This is a genomic window from Desulfurivibrio dismutans, from assembly GCF_029210385.1.
GTDB classification, from domain to species: Bacteria; Desulfobacterota; Desulfobulbia; order Desulfobulbales; family Desulfurivibrionaceae; genus Desulfurivibrio; species Desulfurivibrio dismutans.
The window spans coordinates 290183-313931 of record NZ_JARGDQ010000003.1 but is presented as its reverse complement, the minus strand read 5'-3'; the positions used below and the strand labels follow the sequence as shown (position 1 = coordinate 313931).

General features: G+C 62.2%; 19 protein-coding genes. 2 read left to right on the top strand and 17 right to left on the bottom strand.

Going from position 1 to position 23749, the window contains the following annotated elements; all coding sequences use genetic code 11:
• Positions 1-2 precede the first annotated feature (2 nt).
• The 4 genes from P0N66_RS05145 to P0N66_RS05125 all read right to left on the bottom strand — a co-directional run bounded on the left by P0N66_RS05145 (position 3) and on the right by P0N66_RS05125 (position 5178).
• Entirely contained in the window at positions 3-1112 is a 1110-nt protein-coding gene (locus P0N66_RS05145) for a YeeE/YedE thiosulfate transporter family protein (RefSeq protein WP_275802927.1), read from the bottom strand.
• A 253-nt stretch (positions 1113-1365) separates the two neighbouring features.
• Positions 1366-2571 carry a rhodanese-like domain-containing protein gene (locus P0N66_RS12800; protein ID WP_338140540.1) on the bottom strand — a complete coding sequence of 402 codons (1206 nt, stop codon included), beginning with the start codon at positions 2569-2571 and terminating at the stop codon, positions 1366-1368.
• A gap of 376 nt (positions 2572-2947) precedes the next feature.
• Positions 2948-4990: an NAD-dependent DNA ligase LigA gene (ligA, locus tag P0N66_RS05130; protein ID WP_275802924.1), complete on the bottom strand. Its 2043-nt coding sequence runs from the start codon at positions 4988-4990 to the stop codon at positions 2948-2950.
• Entirely contained in the window at positions 4987-5178 is a 192-nt protein-coding gene (locus tag P0N66_RS05125) for a tautomerase family protein (RefSeq protein WP_275802923.1), read from the bottom strand. The genes ligA and P0N66_RS05125 overlap by 4 nt, the downstream gene beginning before the upstream one ends.
• 255 nt (positions 5179-5433) lie before the next feature.
• Here P0N66_RS05125 and surE point away from each other — a divergent pair, with 255 nt between their 5' ends.
• Both surE and P0N66_RS05115 read left to right on the top strand, forming a co-directional pair.
• Entirely contained in the window at positions 5434-6186 is a 753-nt protein-coding gene (surE, locus tag P0N66_RS05120) for a 5'/3'-nucleotidase SurE (protein WP_431190004.1), read from the top strand.
• Between the two features lie 174 nt (positions 6187-6360).
• Positions 6361-7293: a biotin--[acetyl-CoA-carboxylase] ligase gene (locus P0N66_RS05115; RefSeq protein ID WP_275802921.1), complete on the top strand. Its 933-nt coding sequence runs from the start codon at positions 6361-6363 to the stop codon at positions 7291-7293.
• Positions 7294-7487: 194 nt separating this feature from the next.
• On the opposite strand, the gene ahcY is transcribed toward P0N66_RS05115, so the two are convergent.
• The 13 genes from ahcY to P0N66_RS05050 all read right to left on the bottom strand — a co-directional run bounded on the left by ahcY (position 7488) and on the right by P0N66_RS05050 (position 23660).
• Positions 7488-8780, bottom strand: a complete 1293-nt coding sequence (ahcY, locus tag P0N66_RS05110) for an adenosylhomocysteinase (protein ID WP_431190011.1) — start codon at positions 8778-8780, stop codon at positions 7488-7490.
• A gap of 59 nt (positions 8781-8839) precedes the next feature.
• Positions 8840-10006: a methionine adenosyltransferase gene (gene metK, locus P0N66_RS05105; RefSeq protein ID WP_275802919.1), complete on the bottom strand. Its 1167-nt coding sequence runs from the start codon at positions 10004-10006 to the stop codon at positions 8840-8842.
• Between the two features lie 89 nt (positions 10007-10095).
• Complete coding sequence (locus P0N66_RS05100) at positions 10096-12006, bottom strand: bifunctional homocysteine S-methyltransferase/methylenetetrahydrofolate reductase (protein WP_275802918.1); 1911 nt, start codon at positions 12004-12006, stop codon at positions 10096-10098.
• Positions 12003-13634, bottom strand: a complete 1632-nt coding sequence (asnB, locus tag P0N66_RS05095; protein WP_275802917.1) for an asparagine synthase B — start codon at positions 13632-13634, stop codon at positions 12003-12005. The genes P0N66_RS05100 and asnB overlap by 4 nt, the downstream gene beginning before the upstream one ends.
• 106 nt (positions 13635-13740) lie before the next feature.
• Positions 13741-15003 carry a class I SAM-dependent methyltransferase gene (locus P0N66_RS05090; protein WP_275802916.1) on the bottom strand — a complete coding sequence of 421 codons (1263 nt, stop codon included), beginning with the start codon at positions 15001-15003 and terminating at the stop codon, positions 13741-13743.
• Between the two features lie 179 nt (positions 15004-15182).
• Positions 15183-15866 carry a corrinoid protein gene (locus P0N66_RS05085; RefSeq protein ID WP_275802915.1) on the bottom strand — a complete coding sequence of 228 codons (684 nt, stop codon included), beginning with the start codon at positions 15864-15866 and terminating at the stop codon, positions 15183-15185.
• 190 nt (positions 15867-16056) lie between these two features.
• The gene (locus P0N66_RS05080; RefSeq protein WP_275802914.1) at positions 16057-17595 is read right to left on the bottom strand and encodes a trimethylamine methyltransferase family protein; all 1539 of its coding nucleotides are present in this window, start codon (positions 17593-17595) and stop codon (positions 16057-16059) included.
• A gap of 264 nt (positions 17596-17859) precedes the next feature.
• Complete coding sequence (locus P0N66_RS05075; protein ID WP_275802913.1) at positions 17860-18651, bottom strand: dihydropteroate synthase; 792 nt, start codon at positions 18649-18651, stop codon at positions 17860-17862.
• Positions 18652-18825: 174 nt separating this feature from the next.
• A complete protein-coding gene (locus P0N66_RS05070; protein ID WP_275802912.1) occupies positions 18826-20292 on the bottom strand; it encodes a trimethylamine methyltransferase family protein in 1467 nt (488 codons plus the stop codon).
• Positions 20293-20374: 82 nt separating this feature from the next.
• Positions 20375-21163 carry a vitamin B12 dependent-methionine synthase activation domain-containing protein gene (locus tag P0N66_RS05065; RefSeq protein WP_275802911.1) on the bottom strand — a complete coding sequence of 263 codons (789 nt, stop codon included), beginning with the start codon at positions 21161-21163 and terminating at the stop codon, positions 20375-20377.
• A 102-nt stretch (positions 21164-21265) separates the two neighbouring features.
• A complete protein-coding gene (locus P0N66_RS05060; RefSeq protein ID WP_275802910.1) occupies positions 21266-21826 on the bottom strand; it encodes a MarR family winged helix-turn-helix transcriptional regulator in 561 nt (186 codons plus the stop codon).
• 349 nt (positions 21827-22175) lie between these two features.
• On the bottom strand, positions 22176-23126 hold the full coding sequence (locus P0N66_RS05055; protein WP_275802909.1) for a ketopantoate reductase family protein: 951 nt from the start codon (positions 23124-23126) through the stop codon (positions 22176-22178).
• The gene (locus P0N66_RS05050; RefSeq protein ID WP_275802908.1) at positions 23127-23660 is read right to left on the bottom strand and encodes a nucleotide-binding protein; all 534 of its coding nucleotides are present in this window, start codon (positions 23658-23660) and stop codon (positions 23127-23129) included.
• Between the last annotated feature and the right edge of the window lie 89 nt (positions 23661-23749).

Below are 23749 nucleotides of genomic sequence, written 5' to 3'. Positions count from 1 at the left end.
GTTCACCTCAGAATGATTCTCGGCAGCAGCAGTGCGCCCAGCCAGGCCCCGGCCACCAGACCGGCGGCAAAAAGCATGGCCTGAAAGGAGAGCAGCGGCAGCCCGCCCAGGATGAATTTAAGATTGCAGCCCCCGGCCAGGCGCGCCCCCAGCAAGACCAGGGCGCCACCGGCAAAGGCGGCCATACCCTGTCGCCGCGGCGGCCATGGGCCGAGGTGAAATTCTTTTAAAGCCAGGGCGCTGGCCAGGGCGCCAAGCATAATGCCAAGCAGCAGGGGGATTTCAGAAATAAAGATCAAATCGATCCGGGGGCCGGGGCCGCCGGTTAAGCGGCCGCCGGTGGTTTCAATAACCCGGGAGTCCTGTTGAAAATAAGCCAGTTGGGCCACATGGCCGGGGGCAACCAGCAACTCAAGAAAAGCCGCGATTTTGGTATAGGCGGTGGAAATGGAAAAGGGCCAGCCGGCCAGCAGATAAATCAGTAAGTTAAGTGCAACCAAAATCAAGGCCACCCGCCAGGGCTGGATAAAGCCTGCCGCAGGGCTGTTGATCGTGATTCTCCCCTGACGCCACCAGAGCACCAGGGGGATTGCGGCCAGAGCAACCAGTCCCCAGCCGGCCAGAAGGCCGCCTTCCGGCCAAGCCTGGACCAGGGTTGGCCGGTCGGTCAGAACCGTGGCCTGCCGGAGCTCGGCCACCGCCGGGTAAATTTCGGCATAGATCATACTGCCTACCAGCATGCCAAGAAAAGCCAGCAGGCTGGTGAGATTGCCGCTACCCAGTTTGTAAAGAGTTCCCACCACGCATCCCCCGGCCAGCACCATACCTATTCCGAACAGCAGGCCGCCGCCCAGGGCCAGCAGGGAAACTTCACTGCCGTAGGTCGGCGGCGGGTCGAAAGGTAGAATGCCCGCCATCCGGGCCAGTTGAAAGAGAAGCATGCCGGCTGCCACCACCAGCAGCAGGGGAGGAAGCTGAGTGTAGTCCCGAAACATAAACACATCGCGCAAAATTCCCGAGATGCAGAAATCACTGCGGTGCAGCAGCCAGCCCATCAGCAGGCCGGCCAGGAGAAATGCCGGGAAAAGAAGGTTTGGATTGGCTAACAGCATATAAAAAATCGCTTCAAGGGTCGGCAGAGGTTGGAGGCTAAGCCACGTCCAACCGGTTATGAAACAATCGCGGACACCCCTTGGCTGTGCCACATAGTGCAATGTAATCATTGCCGGGGCGAAAAGCAAAGCTGATTGTCAGATCGGGCAAAGGGGTGCCTTTTCAGCATAAAAAAAGCCCGCCGAAGCGGGCTTTTTGGCCACCCAATCAGGCGCCCGCCGGGCGAGCGCCTGATTGGTGTCTGGACAGCAATTAGCGAATAGTGAATGAACCGTCGTTGGCGATGTTGATGTTGTTGTTCAGAAACTGTACCCCTTTGGGGTTGGCGTAGTTTCCACGGGTGGCCAGGGCGTGATAAACGCCTTCGGCCCGGATGCCGGTGAGGCAGTGGATGACCACCCGTTTGTCGGTGGGCACCTTCTTGACCAGTTCTTCATAGTTAGCGTGGAACTGGTCGTCGGGCAGATTGATGGCCCCGGGGATGTGGCCGGCGTTGTACTCGTCGGCGCTGCGGACATCCAGGACCACCACTTCACCGGCGGTCACCAGTTTTTTGAACTCCTCTCCGTCGATTGTACGCGGCAATTCGCCGGGAGCTACTTTGGGCAGATCCTTGGGCTCCATGGCCACTACGCCGCTGGGCTCGTTGCCCCACAGCGGCAGACCTGCGTCTTTCCAGGCCGGTTCGCCGGCAAGATATACGAAGAGATTGCGGTAACCCAATTTGGCCGCCCGCCGGGCGGCTCTGTCGCTGTGGGGTCAGCCATAACCCCCGCAGTAGAAGATCAGTCGGGTTTCAAGATCCCGCGGCAGCAGGCTCTGCTTAAGATCCCACTGGTTGATCGGAATGGAAAGAGAACCGGGGATGAAGGATTTGCGGTGCACGTCGGTGGGGCGAGTATCGATGAGAGTGAAGTTGGCCTCATCAGCCTTGGCCGTTACCATGTGATAAACGTAGGGGGTCTTGGAGATCAGGTAATTGCCGGCGGCCAGCCAGGCGGGATCACCCTCGTAATAAACCTTGACGTTGGTCAGCCCGTGCTCCATGGCGATTCTGGCCGCCTGGGTGCTCAGGGGGCAGTGCAGGCCGCCGCAGTAGAAGATGATCTTGCGGTCGCGGGGCAGCTTGTCGATGTTGGCGGCCACTTCACCGGGGGGCATGTGGATGGCGCCGGGGATGTGACCTTCCTGGTAACGGCCCAGGGGGCGGGCGTCCACCATCAGGAAACGGTTGTTGGCATCCGTCCGGGCTTTGATCAGCGGCTGACCATCAAAAACCTCATCAAAAAGTGCCATTACCTCGGCGGTGGTAATCCGCAGTTGCGGATCCTGGGCGACATGCTGCGGACCGGCGGCTTCGGGGGTGGCCGTTTTGCCGGCCGTGCCACAGGCGGTAAGCAGGAAAGCCGCCAGGAGTAATACTCCCAGCTGGGCGACTTGATTCCTCAATCTTTGCATCTTTTTACCTCCTCCTCTTTATGCTTGGTGATTTAGGGAGCAGAGAACCGTAGTTAAGCGGACTGCTCCCATCTTTACCCGCGGCGCTGTGCCATGGGGTGACACCTTTTTTAAAAAAGAACGTTCTTTTCAGTGGTTGACGACAAACAGCTAAAAAAAACGGTAAAGGAACTGTTAAGGTTCTTTTACCAATGGTCCCGAAAATAGAAAGAAACGAGCGGGTTGTCAATTAAAAAAATCCAAACCTCTTTAGTTCTCGACCTTACCACACATTGTGGTTGTGGGTGCCAGGCGAACGGCGCCGTAAAGGGTTGAAATGACCGCTGGATCAAGGGGCGGCCGGGGAGGGGAGGTTGGTGGTCACCGGTGGTCGGCATCAGATTGCGCCGCCCAGCAGGCGGTCAAATTCTGCTTCGGTCAGGATCGTTATGCCCATTTCCCTGGCTTTGGTCAACTTGGAACCGGGCTTGTCGCCGCAGACCAGGTGGGTGACCTTGCGGTTGAGCCCGGTGGCCACCTGGCCGCCCAGTTCTTTTACCCGGGCCTTGGCCTCGTTGCGGGATATTTCGCTTAGCGCCCCGGTAAAGAGAAAAACCCGGCCCTGCAATGGCAACTGCCGGGCCGGCTCTTCCTCGGGGCTGACGGTAAAGCCCAGTTCCTTGAGCTGTTCCAGCATGGCGGCGGTGGCCGGGTCATTGAAGAAGGTGACCAGGGAGGCGGCTACCTGGGGGCCGATGCCTTCCACCTCCAGGAAATCTTCTTCCTTGGCCTGCTGCAGGGCTTCCAGGGAGGGGAAATGGCGGGCCAGTACCTGGGCGTTGACCTCGCCCACGTGGCGGATGCCAAGGGCCGCCAGCAGGCGGGCCAGCTTGGGGTTTTTGGCGGCGGCAACGGCCTCGCAGACCTTGGCGGCGGACTTTTCGCCCCAGCCGGGCAGCTCGGCCAGTTGCTCCGACCGCAGCCGGTAGATGTCCGGGATATCGCCGACCAGGCCGTTCTGCACCAGCAGCTCCACCGCCTTTTTGCCCATCCCGTCAATATCCAGCCCGGCCTTGCTGCCGAAGTGGATCAGGGCCCGCAGGCGCTGGGCCGGGCACTGGGGGTTGGGGCAGCGGCGCGCCGCCTCGCCTTCCTTGCGGACCAGTTCCCGGCCGCATTCCGGGCAGTGGCTGGGCAGCGCAATGGCCTCTTCATCGCCCCGGCGCTGGGCCGTCACCGGCTTGACCACTTCCGGGATCACCTCGCCGGCCCGCTGGACCAGCACCGTATCGCCCAGGCGCAGGTCCTTGCGTTTGATTTCATCTTCGTTGTGCAAGGTGGCCCGGCTTACCAGGGCGCCGCCCACCTTGATCGGCTCCAGGATGGCCACCGGGGTCACGGCGCCGGTGCGGCCCACCTGGAATTCCACCCCGATAAGTCTGGTGGCGGCCTGGACGGCGGCAAACTTGGCCGCCACCGCCCAGCGTGGGCTGCGGGCCTTGGCCCCCAGCCGTTTTTGCAGGGCCAGGTCGTTGACCTTGATCACCATGCCGTCGATTTCATAGGGCATCTGCTGGCGCTGTTCGGCCAGGAAACGAAAGTGGGCCAGGGCCGTGGCCAGGTCCGGGCAGACCCGGCCGTGGGGGATCAGTTGCAGGCCAAAGGTGTGCAGTTGTTGCAGCAGTTGGGCCTGGGTGGTTACCTTCAGTTCCGAGGAATCCGCCGCCCCGTAGGCGAAAAATTCCAGCGGCCGGGTTTTGGTAATGGCCGGATCAAGCTGGCGCAGCGAACCGGCGGCGGCGTTGCGGGGGTTGGCAAAAAGAGTCTCGCCGGCTTCGGCCCGCCGCCGGTTAAGCTCTTTGAAGCCGGCAATACTTAGACAGACCTCGCCTCGGATTTCCAGGCGGCCGGGCGGCTTATCCGCGCCGGTTTGCAGCCGCCGGGGAATGGTGGCGATGGTGGCCAGGTTGGCGGTGATGTTTTCGCCGGTGACGCCGTCGCCGCGGGTGGAGCCCAGGGTGAACAAACCATCTTCGTAAACCAGTTCCACCGCCAGGCCGTCCAGCTTGGGTTCGGCGTGCAATTCCGGCACTTGGTCGGTATTGAGGAAGCGGCCCAGGCGCAGCAGGAAATCGCTGATTTCTCCTTCGTTGAAGGCGTTTTCCAGGCTGAGCATGGGCAACCGGTGGGGCACCGGGGCGAACTGGGACAGTGGTTCGGCGCCCACCTGCCGGCTGGGGGAGTCGGCGGTGACCAGGTCGGGATATTGCCCTTCCAGTTCCTGCAGTTCCCGGAACAGGGCGTCGTACTCGGCATCCGGGATTTCCGGGTCATCCAGTACGTAGTAGCGGTGGTTGTGGTACCGGATCAGTTCCCGCAACTCGGCCAGCCGTCGCCGGGCCTTCTCCCGGTCCGCCGCCTGCAGCAGGGGAGGCATCATTTGGCGGGCGGCTGCAGCAGTTGGCCGGCGGAGGCGATGTTCTCGTGGGGCAGTTCATCGATGAAGATCAGCACCGAGCTGGCCGGCTTATTGGCCACCCGGCTGATCACCTCGGTCACCCCGGCGCTGATCTCCGCCTTCTGGTCTTTGCTCAAAGTTCCGGCCACCCGGATGTTGACGTAGGGCATGGTTTTTTCTCCTTGGCAAACGTCCAGCAGCACCGCATCTTGGGGCGATCGGCCCGGCTTGCGTAGCGATGTAAGCGGCGCCGGTCCGCTTGCCCCAACCTGCGGCACTGCTGAACGTTTACCCTCTTTTTGTGGTATACCGACCAATTGGTTGGGGTGTGGTGAAAGGTTACCCTCACCTATATAGGCTTGCAATTCAACGTTTGGGTTTTATTATAGCCAAATTGGCGGAAACCTCAACGAGAAGGAACCAGGATGCCATTGATTATGATCAGCAACGACGACGGGGTCAACGCCCCCGGTCTGCGGGCCCTGGCCGATGCCATGGGGGCCTTGGGGCGGGTGGTGGTGGTGGCTCCGGAGGTGGACAATTCGGCGGTCAGCCATTCGCTGACCATGCGGCGGCCGCTGCACATCAGGCAACTGGCCGCCGGTTATTTTGCCGTCGACGGCACCCCCGCCGACTGCGTGATGATCGGGGTCAACAAGCTGCTGGAGGAACGCCCGGACCTGGTGGTCTCCGGCATCAACCCCGGCGCCAACCTGGGCGATGACATCAACTACTCGGGCACCGTCTCCGCCGCCCGCGAGGGAACCATGATGGGCATTCCCTCTCTGGCGGTGTCGCTGGCGGCGGCCGACGGCGAAGGCTGCCTCTTTGCAGTGGCGGCGGCCTGGGCCCGGGAGGTGGCGGCGGAGATTTTAGACCAGGGGCTGCCGCCGGATACTCTGTTCAACCTCAACGTGCCCAACCGGCCGGCGGCCGAAATCAAGGGTCGGCGCTACACCCGCCAGGGCCGGCGGCATTATGAAAACGCCATCCAGGAAACCTTCGACCCCTGGGGACGCCGTCACTACTGGATCGGCGGCGGCACCCCCCGCTGGAGCAAGGCGCCGGAAACCGACGTGCAGGCGGTGGCCTCGGGCTACGTTTCCATCACCCCCATCCACCTGGACATGACCAACCACCGGGCCTTGGAAGTCCTGCAAGGCACCAATGAGCCATAATAATCGCGCCGCCGCACCGCAGATTACGGCGATCAGCCCGGCTGGCGTACCGATGTGCGCGGCGCCGGTCTGCTTGCCGCAATCTGCGGCACGGCGGCGCGATTACGGTTTTGTGACACCTTTGTCGTGATGATGTCGCCGGCAACAACCCCGGCAACAACCATGGAGCGGTCGATGAATGATGTGCTTGAAGAGCCCGTTTGGCGGGAGTTGGCGGTGGGCAGGGAACTGTCCGGGCGGCCGCTGACTTTTCTGGCTGTGACTGACTCCACCAACCGGGTGGCTCTGGAGATGGCCGAGCAGGGTGGTGGGTCGGCGGTGGTGGTGGCCGACCGCCAGACCGGCGGCCGGGGGCGCTTGCAGAGAAGTTGGCATTCGCCGCCGGGAGTGGGGATTTACGCCTCGTTCCTCTATCGGCCCCGCCTGGCACCCCACGACCTGGCTAAGCTGACCCTGGCCGCCGGTCTGGCAGTGGCCCTGGCCCTGGAAAAGAGCACCGGCCTGCAACCGGGCCTGAAATGGCCCAACGATATCCTGCTGGCAGGTCGGAAATGCGGTGGCATCCTCTGTGAATGCCGCTTGGCGGCGGGTCCGGGCAAGATCGGCGAGGATGCGGCGGGGTCGGGCCAATCTGACAGGGATACGGGGGCTCCGGGTAGGGCGGCTTCCGCTCAGGTGGGGGCGGTTATGGAAGGAGCAACCATGGAGACGGCCGCAGCCGGCAACCCGGCGGTGGTGATCGGCCTTGGCCTCAACGTTAATACCACCAGCGATCAGATGGCGCCCGAGTTACTGGCGCGGGCCACTTCCCTGCGTATGACCGGGGGTCGCAGTTGGGACCGGGGGGCGTTGCTGAAAGCCATCGGTAAGGAACTGGATGAAGTGGTAGCCGCCCTGGAGCAGGGCCGGTTTCCGGCAATCCTCGCCGCCTGGCGCCAACGCGATGCCCTGCTGGGCCGGGAACTGGACTGGCTGACCCCGGCCGGCGAAGTAGTCCGCGGCCGCGCCCTGGGCCCGGACCATGAGGGCATTCTGCAAATCCGCGACCGCCAAGGCCGCATCCATGCCGTAATGTCCGGCGATCTAACTCTGCAAGCCGGCAATTAACGCCGGCCCAATCACACCAACAAAAAAGGCGCCGGCAGGTTTCCCCGCAGGCGCCAAAATAAACCGCAAAGCAATCACGCCACGCAAACCTGCCGCCGTGCCGCAGATTTGGGTAAGCGGCCCGGTGCCGCGTACCCCGGGTACGCAAGCTGGGCCGATCGTCCAAAAATGCGGTGCGGCGGCAGGTTTACGGGTTAGTAACGGTAATGGTCGGGCTTGTACGGCCCGTCCACCGGCACGCCGATGTACTTGGCCTGGTCCGTCCTGAGCTCGGTGAGCTTGGCGCCGATCCGCTCCAGGTGCAGCTTGGCCACCTTTTCGTCCAGGTGCTTGGGCAGCATGTAGACCTTCCTTTCGTACTGGTCGTGGCGCTCCCACAGCTCGATCTGGGCCAGCACCTGGTTGGTGAAGGAGTTGCTCATCACGAAGCTGGGATGGCCGGTGGCGCAACCCAGGTTCACCAGCCGACCTTCGGCCAGGATGATGATGCGGTGGCCGTCGGGGAAGATCACGTGATCCACCTGGGGCTTGATGTTCTCCCAGGTCAGATCCTTGATCCCGGCGATATCGATCTCGTTGTCGAAATGACCGATGTTGCAGACGATGGCCTGGTCGCGCATCTGTTCCATGTGGGCCCGGGTGATGACGTTGATGTTGCCGGTGGCGGTGACGAAGATGTCGGCTTTGGCGGCGGCATCATCCATGGTCACTACCCGGAAGCCTTCCATGGAGGCCTGCAGGGCGCAAATGGGGTCGCACTCGGTGACCCAGACGGTGGCGCCCATGCCTCGGAAGGCCTGGGCGCAGCCCTTGCCCACGTCGCCGTAGCCGGCCACCAGGCAGATCTTGCCGGCGATCATCACGTCGGTGGCCCGCTTGATGCCGTCGATCAGTGACTCCCGGCAGCCATAGAGGTTGTCGAACTTGGATTTGGTCACCGAGTCGTTGACGTTGATGGCCGGGGCCAGCAGGCTGCCTTCCTTGGTCATCTCATAGAGGCGATGCACCCCGGTGGTGGTCTCCTCGCTGATGCCCTTGACGTCCTTCATCAACTCGGGGTATTTCTCGTGCATGATCTGGGTCAGGTCACCGCCGTCGTCCAGGATCATGTTGGGCCGCCAGCCGTCGGGGCCTTTGATGGTCTGTTCGATGCACCACCAGAACTCTTCCTCGTTCTCGCCCTTCCAGGCGAAGGTGGGAATACCGGCGGCCACCATGGCGGCGGCGGCCTGGTCCTGGGTGGAGAAGATGTTGCAGGAGGACCAGCGGACCTCCGCCCCCAGAGCGGTCAGGGTCTCCATCAGTACCGCGGTCTGGATGGTCATGTGCAGACAGCCGGCGATACGCGCGCCCTTGAGCGGCTTGCTGGCCCCGTATTCCTCGCGCAGGGCCATCAGCCCGGGCATCTCGGTCTCGGCGATCATCACCTCTTTTTTGCCCCAATCGGCCAGGCTCATGTCCGCCACTTTGTAATCGTTGCTCTCCAATACTTTGTTACTCACAATAAAACTCCTTCATTAAGGGTTAAAAATTCGGGTTCGTTTTCCTATTTGAGGCCGGCGGCGGCGCGCAGCGCCTCGGCCTTGTCGGTGCGCTCCCAGGTGAACTCGGCGCGCTCGCGGCCGAAGTGGCCGTAAGCCGCAGTTTTGCGGTAGATGGGCCGCAGCAGGTCGAGTTGCTGGACAATGGCCTTGGGCCGCAGGTCGAAATGCTCGACGATCAGCTTGCGAATCTCTTCATCGCTGATCTTGCCGGTGCCGAAGGTGACCACGTTGACGGAAACCGGCTGGGAAATGCCGATGGCGTAAGCCACCTGCACCTCGCACTGGGAGGCCAGGCCGGCGGCCACCACGTTCTTGGCCACGTAACGGCCCATGTAGGAAGAGGAACGGTCTACCTTGGAGGGGTCCTTGCCGGAGAAGGCGCCGCCGCCGTGGGAGCCCACGCCGCCGTAGGTATCAACGATGATCTTGCGGCCGGTAACGCCGCAGTCGCCCACGGGGCCGCCAATAACGAAACGGCCGGTGGGGTTGATGAAGTACTTGGTCTTGTCATCCACCATGTTCGCGGGCAGGATGGGCTTGATGATCTCTTCCATCACCGCTTCCTTAAGGTCTTCGTAATCCACCTCGGGTGAGTGTTGGGTGGAGAGTACCACCGCCTCAACCCGTTTGGGTTTGTCGTTCTCATATTCGATGGTCACCTGGCTTTTGGCGTCCGGGCGCAGCCAGGGCAGGCGGCCCGATTTGCGTACCTCCGACTGGCGCTTGACCAGGCGGTGGGAATAGGTGATGGGCATGGGCATCAGTACCTTGGTTTCGTCGCAGGCGTAGCCGAACATCAGGCCCTGGTCGCCGGCGCCCTGGTCCAGGTCGACGCCCTTGCCTTCATCGACGCCCTGGGCGATATCCGGCGACTGCTTGTCGATGCTGGTGAGGATGGCGCAAGACTGCCAGTCGAAACCCATGTCGGAAGAGTTGTAGCCGATCTCCTTGATGGTCTCGCGGACGATGGTGGGGTAATCCACCACCGCGTTGGTGGTGATCTCGCCGGCGATCAGGGCCATGCCGGTGGTCACCAGGGTCTCGCAGGCCACCCGTGAGGTCTTATCCTGGCTGAGGATGGCGTCCAGGACGGCATCGGAAACCTGGTCGGCCACTTTGTCGGGATGGCCTTCGGAAACGGATTCGGAGGTGAAGAGATAGTTTGCCATGGTTGCTCCTTGTCTATAATTTGGCTTGGTTAGTATTGATATTGGTTAAGGGAAAAATTGTACAACTTTTTAGAAAGATATGAAACATTTTAGGTCGGCGCAGCCGGGGCCCGTTTACGCAATAAGTCCGCCAGCCGGCCGCTGCCCTGCCAGCCGGCCTCCCGTACCTCACGGGTCAGTCGGGCGGTGACGTCCCACTTGTTGAGCGGGCTGATCAGGTACAGACCGTCGATGATGGGGCAGATCTCGGCGATCAACTCCCGGGTGAACTCGTCGGCCACCTTGCGCTGGTCTTCCACCGCCTCGTAGCGCCCCAGCTTGCGTCGCAGGTCTTCGGGGATGTTGATTCCCGGCACCTCGTGGTGCAGAAATTCAGCGTTACGGGCCGAGATCAACGGGAAGATGCCGGGGAAGATCAGCATCTCCAGGTGCCGAGTGCGCTCCAGCATGTCCTCGACGGCGCCGGCGCTGAAGAAGGGCTGGGTCATGGCGTACACCGCGCCCAGGGCGGCTTTTCGTTCCAGGCGGCGGATCTGCAGGTCCGGGTTGTTGGGCCGGTAGCTGAAGGCGGCGCCGATGGAAAAATCGCACTGCCCCTTCATGGCCTTGCCCGCCGGGTTGCGGCCCTGGTTGAACTGGTTGAGCATCCGGATCAGGCCGAAGGACTGCACATCGAAAACTCCGGTGGCCGCCGGCTGGTCACCGGTGGTGGCCGGATCGCCGGTGACCGCCAGGATGCTGTCGATGCCCAGCAAATGCGCTCCCATGATCTGGGATTGCAGCCCCAGGGCATTGCGGTCCCGGCAGGTGACGTGGGCCACGGTGGCAATGCCCACTTCGCTGCGGATCTTGTGGGCCAGCGAGATGTTGTCGGCCCGCAGCACCGCCAGGGGGTTTTCCCCCAGGGTGATGGCATCGGCCCCGGCGGCGGCCAGTTCTTTGGCGCCGCTGAGCACACCGCTGATATCCAGATGGGTGGGCGGGTCCACCTCCACCAGCACCGGCAGCTTGTCGGTGGGCAGGCGATTAAGCAGGCTGCCGGCCTTGCCCGCCGCCGGCCCCGGTACTTCCGGCCCGGCGGCGGGCTTGTCGCCGGCCACCTGGGTCAGGGGGCGGCGCTTGAGGCGCAGGTGCTTGCCGAACTCCTGGATATGGGCGGGGGTGGTGCCGCAGCAGCCGCCCACCACCCGGGCCCCGAGCTTGACCATCTCGCGGACCAGCTGCGCCATGTAGGGCGGTTCGGCGGGGTAGATCAGGCGGTGGTTGACGATTTCCGGGAAACCGGCGTTGGGGAAGGCGGCCAGGGGCACCTCCTCGCCCAAATTGCTCAGCCGTTCCATGGCCGTCAGCATGGCCCGGGCGCCGCGGCCGCAGTTGGAGCCCACCACGTCGGCCCCGGCGGCCAGGGCCGCCCGGCCGCATTCCATGGCGTCCATCCCGGCGGCGGTGCAGCCCTGCTTGGGGTAGACCATATTGGCGATGATCGGCTTGTTGCCGGCCAGTTGGCGGGCAACCTTCAGGGCCAGCAGCAGTTCGTCCAGGTGGCTGAAGGTTTCCAGGATCAGCAGGTCGACGCCGCCTTCCAGCAGGGCCTCGATCTGTTCCCGGAAGGCCCCTTGCACCGCCTCGCTTTCCGGCCCGTCTTCGTCGTCCAAGGGGAAGTCGGCGCCGCTGGGACCCACCGAGCCGGCCACGTAAACCTCGCCGCTGCCGGCCCGCACCGCCAGTTCGGCCCCGGCCAGGTTGATCTGCCGGGCCTTGCCCTCGAGCCCGGCGTTTTCCAGTTTGAGCCGGTTGGCGCCGAAGGTGTTGGTTTCAATGAGCCGGCTGCCGGCCCGGATATATTCTTCGTGGACCGAGTAAACCAGGTCCGGGTCCGCCAGGTTGAGCCGTTCGATGTTCTTGCCCAGCTCAATGCCCTTGGCGTACAGATAGCTGCCCAGGGCGCCGTCGGCCAGCAGCACCCGTTCCCGGATATATTCCAGAAAGTCGGGTTTCATTGGGTGGCTCCCTCGGGGGCGTTGGTTTTCCCGGGTGCAACCGGGGTGTCCTGGTAGCGTTTGTTGTCCAGGGCACCCTGGGTGCTGGCCCGCTCCTCGGCAAAGTTGAAACCTTCCCAAATGCCGATGGAGCTGAGGATGGAATCCTGGGGGTGGTAGCGGCGGAAGATCTTGAAATAAAGGGCGGCTTCCTTGCTGTTGATGGCAGCTCGGGGGTTGGCGGCCTTGATTTCCGCCATCTCCTCGTCGCTCATCTCCCGCTCGGCCAGTTTTTCGCCCAGGCTCTCGCAGCCGGCGCCCTGGGTGTACTGCACCTTGTAGCGCCAGATGATATCTTCCGGCAGCAGACCGGTGTCGGCAAAGGCCTGACGCAGGATCCATTTTTCAATGCGGGCGTCGTCGACGTCACGGATCTTCAACTCCGCCGGGATCTGCATGGCCAGGTCGATCATGGCGGTGTCCAGGAAGGGAACCCGCAGCTCCAGGTTGAAGAGCATACCGATGCGGTCGGCCCGCTGCAGGTTGATGTTGTGCAGGGTGGAGATCAGCTGCCGGCAGTCCTGGTTGAGCCGGCTCATGTCCTGGTGTTTCATATAATGGTAGCCGGCAAACAGCTCGTCGGCTCCCTCGCCGGTCAGCACCACGGTGACGTACTGGGCCGCCAGCTTGCAGGTGAAGTAGCAGGGCACGGCGCAGCGGACCAGGGAAGGGTCGTAGCTTTCCAGCTTGCCGATCACCGCCGGCAGGGCCTGGTAGTACTCTTCCTCGGTAAAGACCAGTTCATGGTGGGTGGAGTCGATATGCTTGGCTACCAGCCGGGCGGCGGTGAGGTCATCGCTGTCGTGGCCGTTTTCATCCCGCATGCCCACCGCGAAGGTGTGCAGGTTGGGGATCTCCTCGGCGGCGATGGCGGCGATCAGGCTGGAATCCAGCCCGCCGCTGCAAAAGGCCCCCACCGGGATCTCCGGGTCGGCCAGCAGCCGTTTTTTGACCGACGCCCTGAAGGTTTCGCGGATCCTGCTCGCTGCCTCATCGGCATCGGTAAGCAGGTGGTCCCTGACCTCCGGCACCTGGTAATAGCGGACAAAGCCTTCCTTGGGGGTGTAATAGTGGCCGGCGGGAAACTCGTGCACCTCGTCCACCCCGGCCAGGCTCATGGCGCCCAGCTCGGAGCTGAAATAGAGGCTGCCGTCGCGGTGGGCGTAGTACAACGGCTTGATCCCCACCGGGTCGCGGGCCAGCAGGTAGTCGCCGTCTTCGGTGAAGACGCAGAAGGCGAACATGCCGTCCAATTCCTTGACACAGGCGGGGCCTTTTTTACGATACAGGTGCAGGGCTACCTCGGTGTCGGAATGGGTCCGGAACTCGAAGTCCTGGGCCAGTTGTTCCCGCAACCGGCGAAAATTGTAGATCTCGCCGTTGCCGATAATGCCGCAGCTGTTGTCGGTGCTGATGATCGGCTGATGTCCCCCGGCGACGTCGACAATGGAGAGCCGGGTATGGCCGAAAGCCATGTTGCCGCTGACGTGCACGCCCCGGTCGTTGGGGCCGCGATGCACCAGGGCATCCAGCATCCGGTTGACGGTGTCCACATCGGCGCTGCCGATACATCCTGCAATTCCACACATTTTTTCTATCCTCTCGTTTTCCGGTGTTAGAAGTCTTGGCTTCCCCGGGGCCGGAAATCCCCGGGACAGATCAAAAATCTGTCCCCTCCTGCTAACAATGATGTAATTACTTAACTACCTGAAAAACACCCACTAAAGAATGTCCCACCCCGGTGCCCGGCTGCAGGTCCATTTCCATCTTGCGCAGGGAGTAACCCAGGTGGGGCTCGATGATGTTGGCCCGTGGGTCGCCCCAGTCCAGCCAGCCCGAACCTTCGATGACCGCCCGCATGGTATGGATGGCGTCCTTGAGGGGTTCCGGGTAATAGGGCGGCACCTCCGGCGGCCGTTCACAGAGCTCGCCCTTGCGGCAGTTGTAGTTGCGCAGCAGGGCGATGGTGTGCTCGATTAAGGTGTTGCAGCACATGAAGAAGTGCTCGTAAAAATTGTTCAGATGATCAAAGCCCGGCCGTGGCACGTAGTCCACCATCAGGGTGGAAAGATCGGTGCGGGTGTAGCCCTCGAACAGCGAGTTGGTCTGATGCCGCAGCCAGCGCGGAGCGTGTTGATTGTAGTCACCGGTGCTCAGGTGGCGGCCAACAAAAATGGAGCGGTCGAAGAAGTGCAGGGGCTTGATGGTCACCCCGGTCTCCTTTTCCACCCGCTTGATGATATTGATGCACTCTTCCCGGGTCATCAGCCGCAGGTCGAAGGAGGCGATGTCGGCCTGATCCCGTTCCTCTTCCGGGTAGATGTAAGAGATCCGGTAGTTCATGAAGTACTCTTCATCGGGCGGATGGTGCCACAGGTCCTGCCACTCGTAGGAGTAGCGGCCCAGCCAGTCGCCGATGATCATGGCGCCGTCCTCGGCGTGCCGACAGATATCGCTGAAGATCTTCACCAACTGCTCGTTGGTGAAGTGGCTCATGGTGCCGTAGGAAGACATGTAGAGGTCGAAGGGCGCTTCGTTTGCCAGCATCTTGAGGCCGTCGGAGAAGTCGGCTCGCTCAAAGCGGACCTTGCCGTTGCCGCTTAAGTGCTCCCGGGCCTGTTCCAGCAGGTTTTCGTTGAGGTCGTAGCCCACGTACTCCTGCAGGGTTTCCGGGGTCACGGCGGCGGTGATGAAGTCGTAGATGCCGGGTTCCTCGCGATTGACTCCGGTGATCAGGTCGTAGCCGTCGGCGCCGCCGCAGCCCAGGTCGGCGATGCGCATCCGCTTCAACTGCTTGTGCTTGCGGTCGGTCAGCTCGTTGAGATAGGGCCGGAGCATGATTCCGGTGAGCTGGTCCTCCCAGAACCGGCGCACGTTATCATACTTGCCCAGCAGCCCGGTGGCCTTCTCGTACTTGCCGGTGCCGGCGGCTTGGGAATATGCCTTGGTTTCAGCCATTGATCAACCTCCGTCGGCGATAAACGAACAGCCGCACCCCATCTTCGGGCGATCAGCCAAGCTTACGTACACGGGGTACGCGGCGCTTGGCTGCTTACCCGAACCTGGGGCGCTGCTGAACGTTTACAGTCCGTTAAATCAACACTTTGTGGTTCCTGGTGAACGGTTACCGTCGGCGTTTACGCGGCCTGCTGCGCTTTCAGCCAGTCGATGGCGGCAAAGGCGTCGGCGCAATGGACGTCGGCGCCGATCTCGCTGGCGAACTCCGGCGAGGTGGGGGCGCCGCCGATGCAGACCTTGGTGTTCTCCAGGCCCTCTTCCTTGAGCTTGTCGATGACCTCCTTCATGTTGCGCATGGTGGTGGTCAGCAGGGCCGAAAGACCCAGGTAGGGGGCGTTGTGTTCCTTGACCGCCTCAACGATCTTGTCGGAGGGCACGTCAACCCCCAGATCGATGACGTCGTAGCCGGCGCCCTTGATCATGATGCTGACGATGTTCTTGCCGATATCATGCAAATCACCAATGACGGTGGCGATCACGAAGCGGCCCTTGCTCTCCACCCCGTCCTTGAGCAGGTGCGGGGTGAGGATGTCCATGCCGGCGCCCACCGCCTCGGCGGCGGCCAGCATGTCCGGGATCAGGTACTCGCCCTTTTCGAACTTTTCTCCCACCACGGTCATGGAATCGGTGAGCCCGTCCACCAGGATCTCGGAAGGGGAGATGCCCTGTTCCAGCGCCTGGTTGACCAGTTCGGTCACCGCCGGCTGATCTTCCAGGCCCTCGTCAAAACCTTCGTCCTCGGCTTCGATCCGGCCCTGCACCACGTTAAAGGCAATTTTTTCCAGCAGTTCTTGTTTTTCCATGTCGTCTCTTTCTCCTTGTTTTGGCGTTGCTAAACTTTGGTTAACTTTCCCGGCAGAAGCTTGTTGCTCTGCCATTATTTTTTGATCGTAATCGTTCAGCAGTGCCGCCTCTTCGGGCAAGCAGCCAAGCGCCGCGTACCCCTGTACGCAAGCTTGGCTGATCGCTCGAAGAGGCGGTGCTGCTGGACGATTACGTGAAAAGTCTATCCACTATGCCCGGCACCTCGGCGCGGATTCTGGCCTGAACCTCGGCGGGCAGATGCTTGCCCGGTCGGGCCTCGACCTTGGCCAGTTCCGCCACCGCTCGGGGGATCACCCCGTCTTGGTGCTCTTTGGCCCCGAATTTGTAAGGCTCGGAGATCTCGCCGGCGTGGGTGGCCTTGCGGGTGTGGCGGGTAAAGAGCCGATGGCTGGACTTCATCACCTTGGTGATCATCTTCAGCACCTCGTCGATGTTCTCCTGGTCCACCTTGGGCGGCCGCAGGCAGTGCTTGACCAGGCCCACCTGCTCGTTGTCCAGCACCGCCTGCAGGGGGCAGAAGGTGTTGGTGCGGTCCAGCAGGCCGAAGGAATAATGGATGTACTGGGCGCCGGTAAGCCCCATGTAAAGGTGGGTGAAGACCTTTTCAAAGGAGGCCTGCATGCCGGGGGTCGAGGCGTTGCCCACCCCGGAGGAGGAATAGCAGGGGATCTTGTAGTGGCGGGCCATCTGGGCGGTGTCGTTGTTGTACTGGTTGAACTCCGGGCAGCCGTAAAGGTCGTGCAGGTCGTCCAGCCGGGCCCTTACCGCCACGCTGCCGTAAAGCACTGGGGCGCCGGGCTTGATCAACTGGGTGAGCATGACCCCGGCCAGGATCTCGGCGTTGATCTGGGCCACCATGCCGGCCTCCTGGATGGGGGCCGAGGAACCGCCCTGGGGCGAGGAGGAAATCACCAGCGGCATGCCGGCCTCCACCATGTCGAAGACCTTGGCGGTGGTGTCTTCCACCATCTGCAGGGGGCTTTTGAAGACACAGGCGATGAAGGAGACCACCGGGTTTTGCCGCAACTCCTCGTGGCCGCCGGCGATGATCTCGGCCATCTTGAGCACCTTGTCCAGGCTCTTTTGGGTGGTCAGCCCGGCCTGGACATGTTTGGTGATATTGTTAAGACAGGCGAAGAACTTGTTGACGTCGTGGTCATCTTCGCTGATGTCGCTGTCCTGGACGTTGACCGGCCGGATGAAGAAATCCAGGTGGTCCAACTGCTCTCCCAGCCGGGCGGCCCGGGCCAGCAGTTGGGCATCGCCGCGCTTTTCGGTATAGCGCGGCGCGGTGAGCTTGCGGGCGGGATCGGTGGTGGATTGAAACTCCTCCAGTTCGGTCTCCAGCCAGACATTGGTCTCCGAGCCGGAGCCGAAGTAAACCCGCGGCACCTCGGCGTCCAGCACCAGCCGGTTTTTGGGGTCACGGGCGCCTAAGACCACCTTGCTGGGGGCCATGGCGATATACTTACGCACCATCGCCGGCGGGAAGTAAACCCGCTTGCAGGGCGCTCCGGCGCCGGGTTCGTCTTCCACCCGGGCGCCGTTGGCGGCAAACAGCTCGGCGGCCCGCATGTTGTAGCACCAGATCCCGGTCTCTTCCAGGATCTTCATGGAGGCGGCGTCCAGCAGGTCAATCTGCTCGGCATTAAGCCGCTCATAGGGCTTAACCACGGTTCCTTGACGAAATGTATCAGGTTCAGTCATTGGTCTTTACCTTTTGTTTTGTTCAATGTTTCAGCGGCTCAAAATTGTCGGCGCCGTAAGTTTCGGTTGTGGCCCGGGGGTGGGGTCTGCGAAAACCGGTAGCGGCTCATTCTTGGCGGGCATCCCTGCCCGCCTCCGAGGCGGCGGCGGCCTCCTGCGCGTCCATGCGCCCGGCCGCCACCGAACCCGCCGCTACCGGTTTTCGCGGATCCCGTCCAGGCTGTAAGCGGCTTGCGTCTTGTACTGGGCACCCTGTTTCTCTTCTTACCGGAAGAAACGGGCGTATTTGCGGCACCGCTTATCCTTGCCTACCAGTACTTCGGCGGCGCGGATGGCGCCCATCAACTCCTGATCCAGGACGTTGAGGATGCCGCCGTCCAGGCCGTAGGCCACCGCCATCTGCAAAAAGGCGCTGTTGAGCCGTTTGCGCTGGGGCAGGCCGAATGAGATGTTGGAAACCGCCATCACCGTCTTGGCCTTGGGCAGCTCCTTCTTGATGGCGGCGATGGTGTCAAGGGTGACCCGGCCCTGGGTGATATCGGTGCTCACCGGCACCACCAGGGGATCGAAAAAGAGGTCTTCTTCCGGCACCCCCCGCTGGGCGCAGTAATCGGCGATATACTTGCAGGCGGCCAGCCGGGCCTCGGCGGAAGTGGGAATGCCCTTGTCGTCCATGGCCAGGCCCACCAGGGGCAGCTTGAAACGGGCCGCTAAAGGCACCACGGTGGCCATGTTTTCCTCGGTGGCCTTGGTGGAGTTGATCAGGGCCGGCTTGCCTTGGCGGGCGGTGAGTCCCGCCTCCAGCACTGCCGCGTCGGCGCTGTCGATGCACAGCGGGGTGTCGATCTTCTCCTGGATGGTGGTCACCGCCCAGGTCATGGCCTCCACCTCGTCGGCGCCGCTGCCGTGCCCGGTGCCGACGTTGATGTCAATGTAGTCGGCCCCGGCGGCGGCCTGTTTCTCGGCCAGCTCCAGCAGGGCCGCCGCGTCCCGTTCCTCGATGATCCGGCGGGTGGAGGGGATGGTGGCGTTGATCTTTTCGGCTATGGTGATCATTTTCCGTCCTTGGTAGTTCTTTTTAAGGGTTGCGAATTTTGTGATTTCAGCCTGGTTCGGTTTCCGTAATCGTTCAGCAGTGCTGCAGGTTGTGGCAAGCGGCCCGGCGCTGCGTACCCCGGGTACGTAAGCCGGGCCGATCGCCGCAAGATGTGGTGCTGCTGGACGATTACGCTAGTCCTCCATCAAAAAGGGCTGCAGCCCCGGGATTTCGGTTTTGATCCGCTGGCGGACATCCTCGGGCAGTATCGACTTGAGTGGCGCGTCGAGGATCTCTCTGCTGCGGGCGGTGGCCCGCTGCCGGGTGTCTTGGGCGCCGGCCTGTTGCCACGGCCCCCGGTTGTCCCGGTCGCTCAGTTCCGGGCTGTAGTGCTCGGTCCGCATTAAGCGGCGGGTATGGCGGGCGGTGACGAACTGGCCGCCGGGGCCGGCCTTTTTCAGCTCGGCCATGGCGATGGTCTCGTCATCTACCCGGATGCCTTCCACCGCCCGCATGGTCATGCCCAGGATCTCGTTGTCCACCACCAGCTTGTCGTAGGAGGCGGTGAGGCAGAACTCGATGAAGCCGGCGGCGTCATGGATGAAGTTGGCGCCGGCCAGGGCCACCATCACGCTGGTCATGGCGGATTCGTAACCGGCCTGGGCGTCCACCACCTTGGAGTCGGTCATGCCGGCGGTGGCGTAGAAGGGCAGCTTGTAGTACTGGGCCATCTGGGCCGCCCCGGCGTTCATCAGGCCCATTTCCACCGCCCCGGCCAGGTATTTGAGGTCGCGAAGATCGGTGATGGACGAGATGCAGCCGAACAGGCAGGGGGCGCCGGGGTTGGTGAGCTGGGCCAGCATTACCCCGGCCAGGGAATCCACCGTCTGGACCACCAGGTTGGCGGCTAAAGTCACCGGCGCGGTGGCGCCGCACAGCGGTTCGGTGGGCACCACCACCGGGATCCGGTTGCGGGCCGCTTCCATGGTCAGCTCGCCGTAAGATTCATCCAGTTTGAAGGGACTGATGGGGCAGGTGACCATGGAGATAAAGGGCCGCTCCCTCAAGGCCTCGGGGCTTCCGGCGATCATCTCCGCCATCTTGATGACGTTGCGCACTCCCTCCACGGTGTAAACCCCGCCCATGATGTGCTTTTGGGTGCGGTTTAGGGCGGCGCCGAAACGGTTGACGTCCACGTCTTCCACCGTCACGTCACCGGGGTAGACGTTGAGCATGTAGAAATGGATATTATCCAACTGCTCCACCATGCGGGCCATGTTCATGATGTCTTTGGTCTGGGAGCGGCGAATCTCGTCGCTGCCCGGCTCCTGGACATTGAGGGCGGTGCCGCCGGTGCCCATGTAAACCTTGGTGCCGCCGATCTCGCAGTCGTGTTCGCCTTCCGGGTCGCGGCCGCAGAGGTTGATCACCGACGGGGCCTGGCCGATGATCTTTTCCACCAGACTGCCGGGCATCTTGACGATATTGGTTTCCCGGTCCACCTGGGCGCCGGCTTCGGCAAAAAGCTCAAGGGCGGCGGGGAAGTTGACCTGCACCCCGATCTCTTCAAAAACCTGCATGGCGGCCTGGTGGATGCGCTTGATGTCTTCCTGGGTCAGCGGCTGGTAGCGGCCGCCTTCAATGCCTTTTCTTACTTTCATACGGTTGCTCTCTCCTTAAAGTTTTCTGTTGCCTGTTTTTTTATAATTTTCCAGCCGGTAACCGCCCGGCGGCCAACGGGCCTTAGCGCCGGGCGATGCAGTCGCGTTTCGGGCAGCGCCGACAGGGAATCAGGTCGCGGTCGGCCGGGGCGGCGGCGGTTTCGTACAGTCCGAACAGGGCGGAGATGGACTTGCGCGGCTGCATCAGGCAGGAGGCATCCAATTCCACTCCGATCTGCCGGTGGTCCAGCAGTGAAAAAAGCCCGGGCTGGTCATTAAGCGGCCAGTCGCAGTAGCCGGGGCTGAAGCGGGGGCCGGCCACCAGGCCGTCGTGCTCTTTTACGATATGGGTCAAAAATCGGTCGGCCAGCCATTCCACGGCGCCGGAGCCCAAGGCGTCCAGTATTGCCGCGTCGGCCAGCCGGCCCTCACCTTGCAACTCTGCCACCCGCCGGTCCAACTCCGGCCCCACGGTGGCGATTAAGCAGACCGCTTTAGCGGCCTTTTGCAGGGCGCCGATCATCTTGGGGTTGGTCAGTTCCAGGCCGGCTCCCGCGCTTCTTGAACTTGAATGGTTCAGGGTGATGCTGCCCCGGGGAGTGACGGTCGGGGGCAGGGTGGTGTAAATCACCTGCGGGTCCAGCAGTTCCGGCAACTCCGGTTCCAGGGCCGCCAGCCGCCGGGCGGTGGGACCGCTTAAGCCGCGCCGCCGGCGGCGGCCCAACAGGCGTTCGACAAAGTCGCGGTCAAAACCAGGTCGGTCACGCCAGAGTTGGCCGACCGGTGGTGGCGCGGTTATGCCGTGGTCCTTGCCGCCGGCGGCGGCGGAGGAAGACGGGATGGTATGTTCGATGCCCGGGGCGATTAGCATGTGGTTTTATTTCACTGGTTTAAGTATGCAACTTCGTCTTAACGTTTGGTTGTGGTGAACCGGGCCGTTTAGTTTTGTCGTGCCGCTGGGGCACGCTGAATGTCATTCGGTGATGGGCGGCATCAGGCCGTGATCCAGTTTGCCGGCGGGAATGGCCTGGACCAGTTTGTCCAGGCTCTGGTTCAGCAGTACCAGGTCTTCGGCGGCCATCTGGTCCAAGGCCTCGGTCAGCGGGCCGTGATGCAGGGTGCCGGCCTGATCCAGCAGGTCCAGGCCGGTGGAGGTCAAGGTTACCAGTACTACCCGCTGATCTTCCTGGCGGCTGCCGCGTTGACGGCGTACCAGGCCCCGGCGCTCCAGCTTGTCCAACAGGTTGCTGGCGGTGGACTGGTGGATGGAGAGAATGCGGGCCACCTCGGAGATCTTGAGTTCGCCGGCGGCTGCGATTTCCCGCAGCACCCAGAGCATGGTGGCGCTGACCTGGCACTGGCGCTCCACCATTTTGGAGTAGGACTGAATAGCCCGGAAGACCACTCGCAAATCGCTGAGCACTTTGCGGACGCGGGCCTCGCGTTGAAAGTTGTCGTCGCTCTCGGTGGCGGCCGGGCCGCCGAAACTGCCGCCGGCTTCGGCGGCTATGGCAAAACTTTGCGTCATCGTCATGATGATCTCGCTTTGTTAAATAGTTTAGTAGCTGTCCAGCAGCACCCCATTTTGTGGCGATCAGGTCGGCTTGAGTACCTGACGTACGCTACGCTGACCTGGCTTACCGCAACCTGGGGCACTGTTAAACAGCTACGTGCCAGAAAGAGATGGATAGTTACATGATTTATTTGGTCCGGATACTGACCAAGCCGTCGCTGGGACGGCGGTTGAAACGCTGCCGTTTTCAACTTGCGATATATACTATTGTAAAAAATGTTTTTGTGCAATAACTTTTTGTTGTTCATATATATTGCGGAATATATCTGCCCGTAAAAAGGAATTGTGTGGGGAGGAGAGGAGGATTTTTCTACTGGCTGGGATGACGCTGTTTTACCGTTATGGTCAGCTCTTCGTTGGCCGGTGCGGTCATTCCCAGGATGTTGGCCCGGCGAACGATTTCGCCGTTGATGGCCATGATCTCGGTGGGGCGGTGGTGGCGAATATCCTGGAGCATGGAAGAGATATTGGTGGCGGTACGGCGACAGACCTCTTCAACCATGGCCAGCGGTTCGATGTTCAGGGAAATGCCGCTGGCCTCGGCCACGGCGGCGGCCTCACTTACGGCTTGGGCCATTAGCCGGCGGGCGGCGGGAATTTCCAACAGGCGGCCGTTGGGGCAGTCGTGGAGCACAGTCAGAGCGTTGATGCCGACATTGACCAGCAGTTTGTACCAGAGTTCCCGGTCAATATCGTTGCTCAACCGGGTGTCGAAACCTGCCTGGCGGAAGGCCTGAGCGATTGGGAGCAGGGGGGCGGCCCCGTTTGGGCCGGCTGGGCCGGCTGGGGTGGCTGGGTTAACGGCATAACCCAGGGTCAGACTGCCTTGGCCGCCGACGCGCACCCGGCCGGGGGCCAGCAGGGTGGCACCGGCGGTGCAAATACCCAGGACCGGAAGGCAGCAATCGCTGAGTCGGCGCATCTCTTCCAGGTGGCCAATGCCGTTGGCAAAAGCAATAAAGATGGTCTTGGGGGTGGCAAAAGGTTTGGCGGAGGCCAGGGCTTGGGGCAGGGTGAAGGATTTAACGCAGAACACAGCGGTGTCGGCATGAATGATGCCGCCGGGATCGGTGGTGACGGGAATCGGCAGAGGTGGGGAGGGGGCCGCCCCCGGCTCCTCAAGGATGATTCCTTGACGGTTCAGGGCGGCGGCCCGCTGGGGGCGGTGGTCGAGCAGTTGTACATGGCAGGTGCCCGCCAAGTGCAGGCGGGCCGCCAGCAGGCAACCCAGGGCGCCGGGCCCGACCACCACCAGTTTCATTTATTCAATAACGGTGGAGTCTTCCAAAATCACCTGATAGGTGTAGCCGGCGCCGAAGTCTTTGTTGGACGACAGTACGCCTTCGACGGTGACAACTGCACCAACCTCCACGGTTTCCTGGGAGGTGGCCACCAGGTTGTGAGTGCGGTTGGCTTCCGAGCCGGTTCCGTCCTGGAGGTGGATAAAGTTCCGATCCATGATGGCCGGAGAGAATTTTACCACTTGTGCCTTAACCCGCACGGTCTGGCCGTTCAGGCTCTCGCTCTGGGCGAAGAGTTCGGCGACGGTGTAGGCGTTATCGCCGCTGGCCTTGGCCACATTCAAATCAGCAAAAGGGGTCACGGCCTTCTCGCTGCCCATGGGCATTTCGTCCATCAGGCCGGCATGAGCATCTTCCATGGCCTGGGTGAAGCTGCGGTCTTCCGCGGCGGGCTCAGGAGCTTGCGGTTGCTGGCTGTCGCCGCAGGCGGCCAAAAGGAGGGTGAGGCTGCAGGCGGTGGCTAACAAGGTATTGCGGGTGGAGAGTAGCTTCATGGTAATTTCCTGTTCTTTGAGGATTATAATAAGCTGAATGACCCGCCAAAGGTTGGGTCATGGCCCAAAACGGCAGCCCAGTCGCCGGA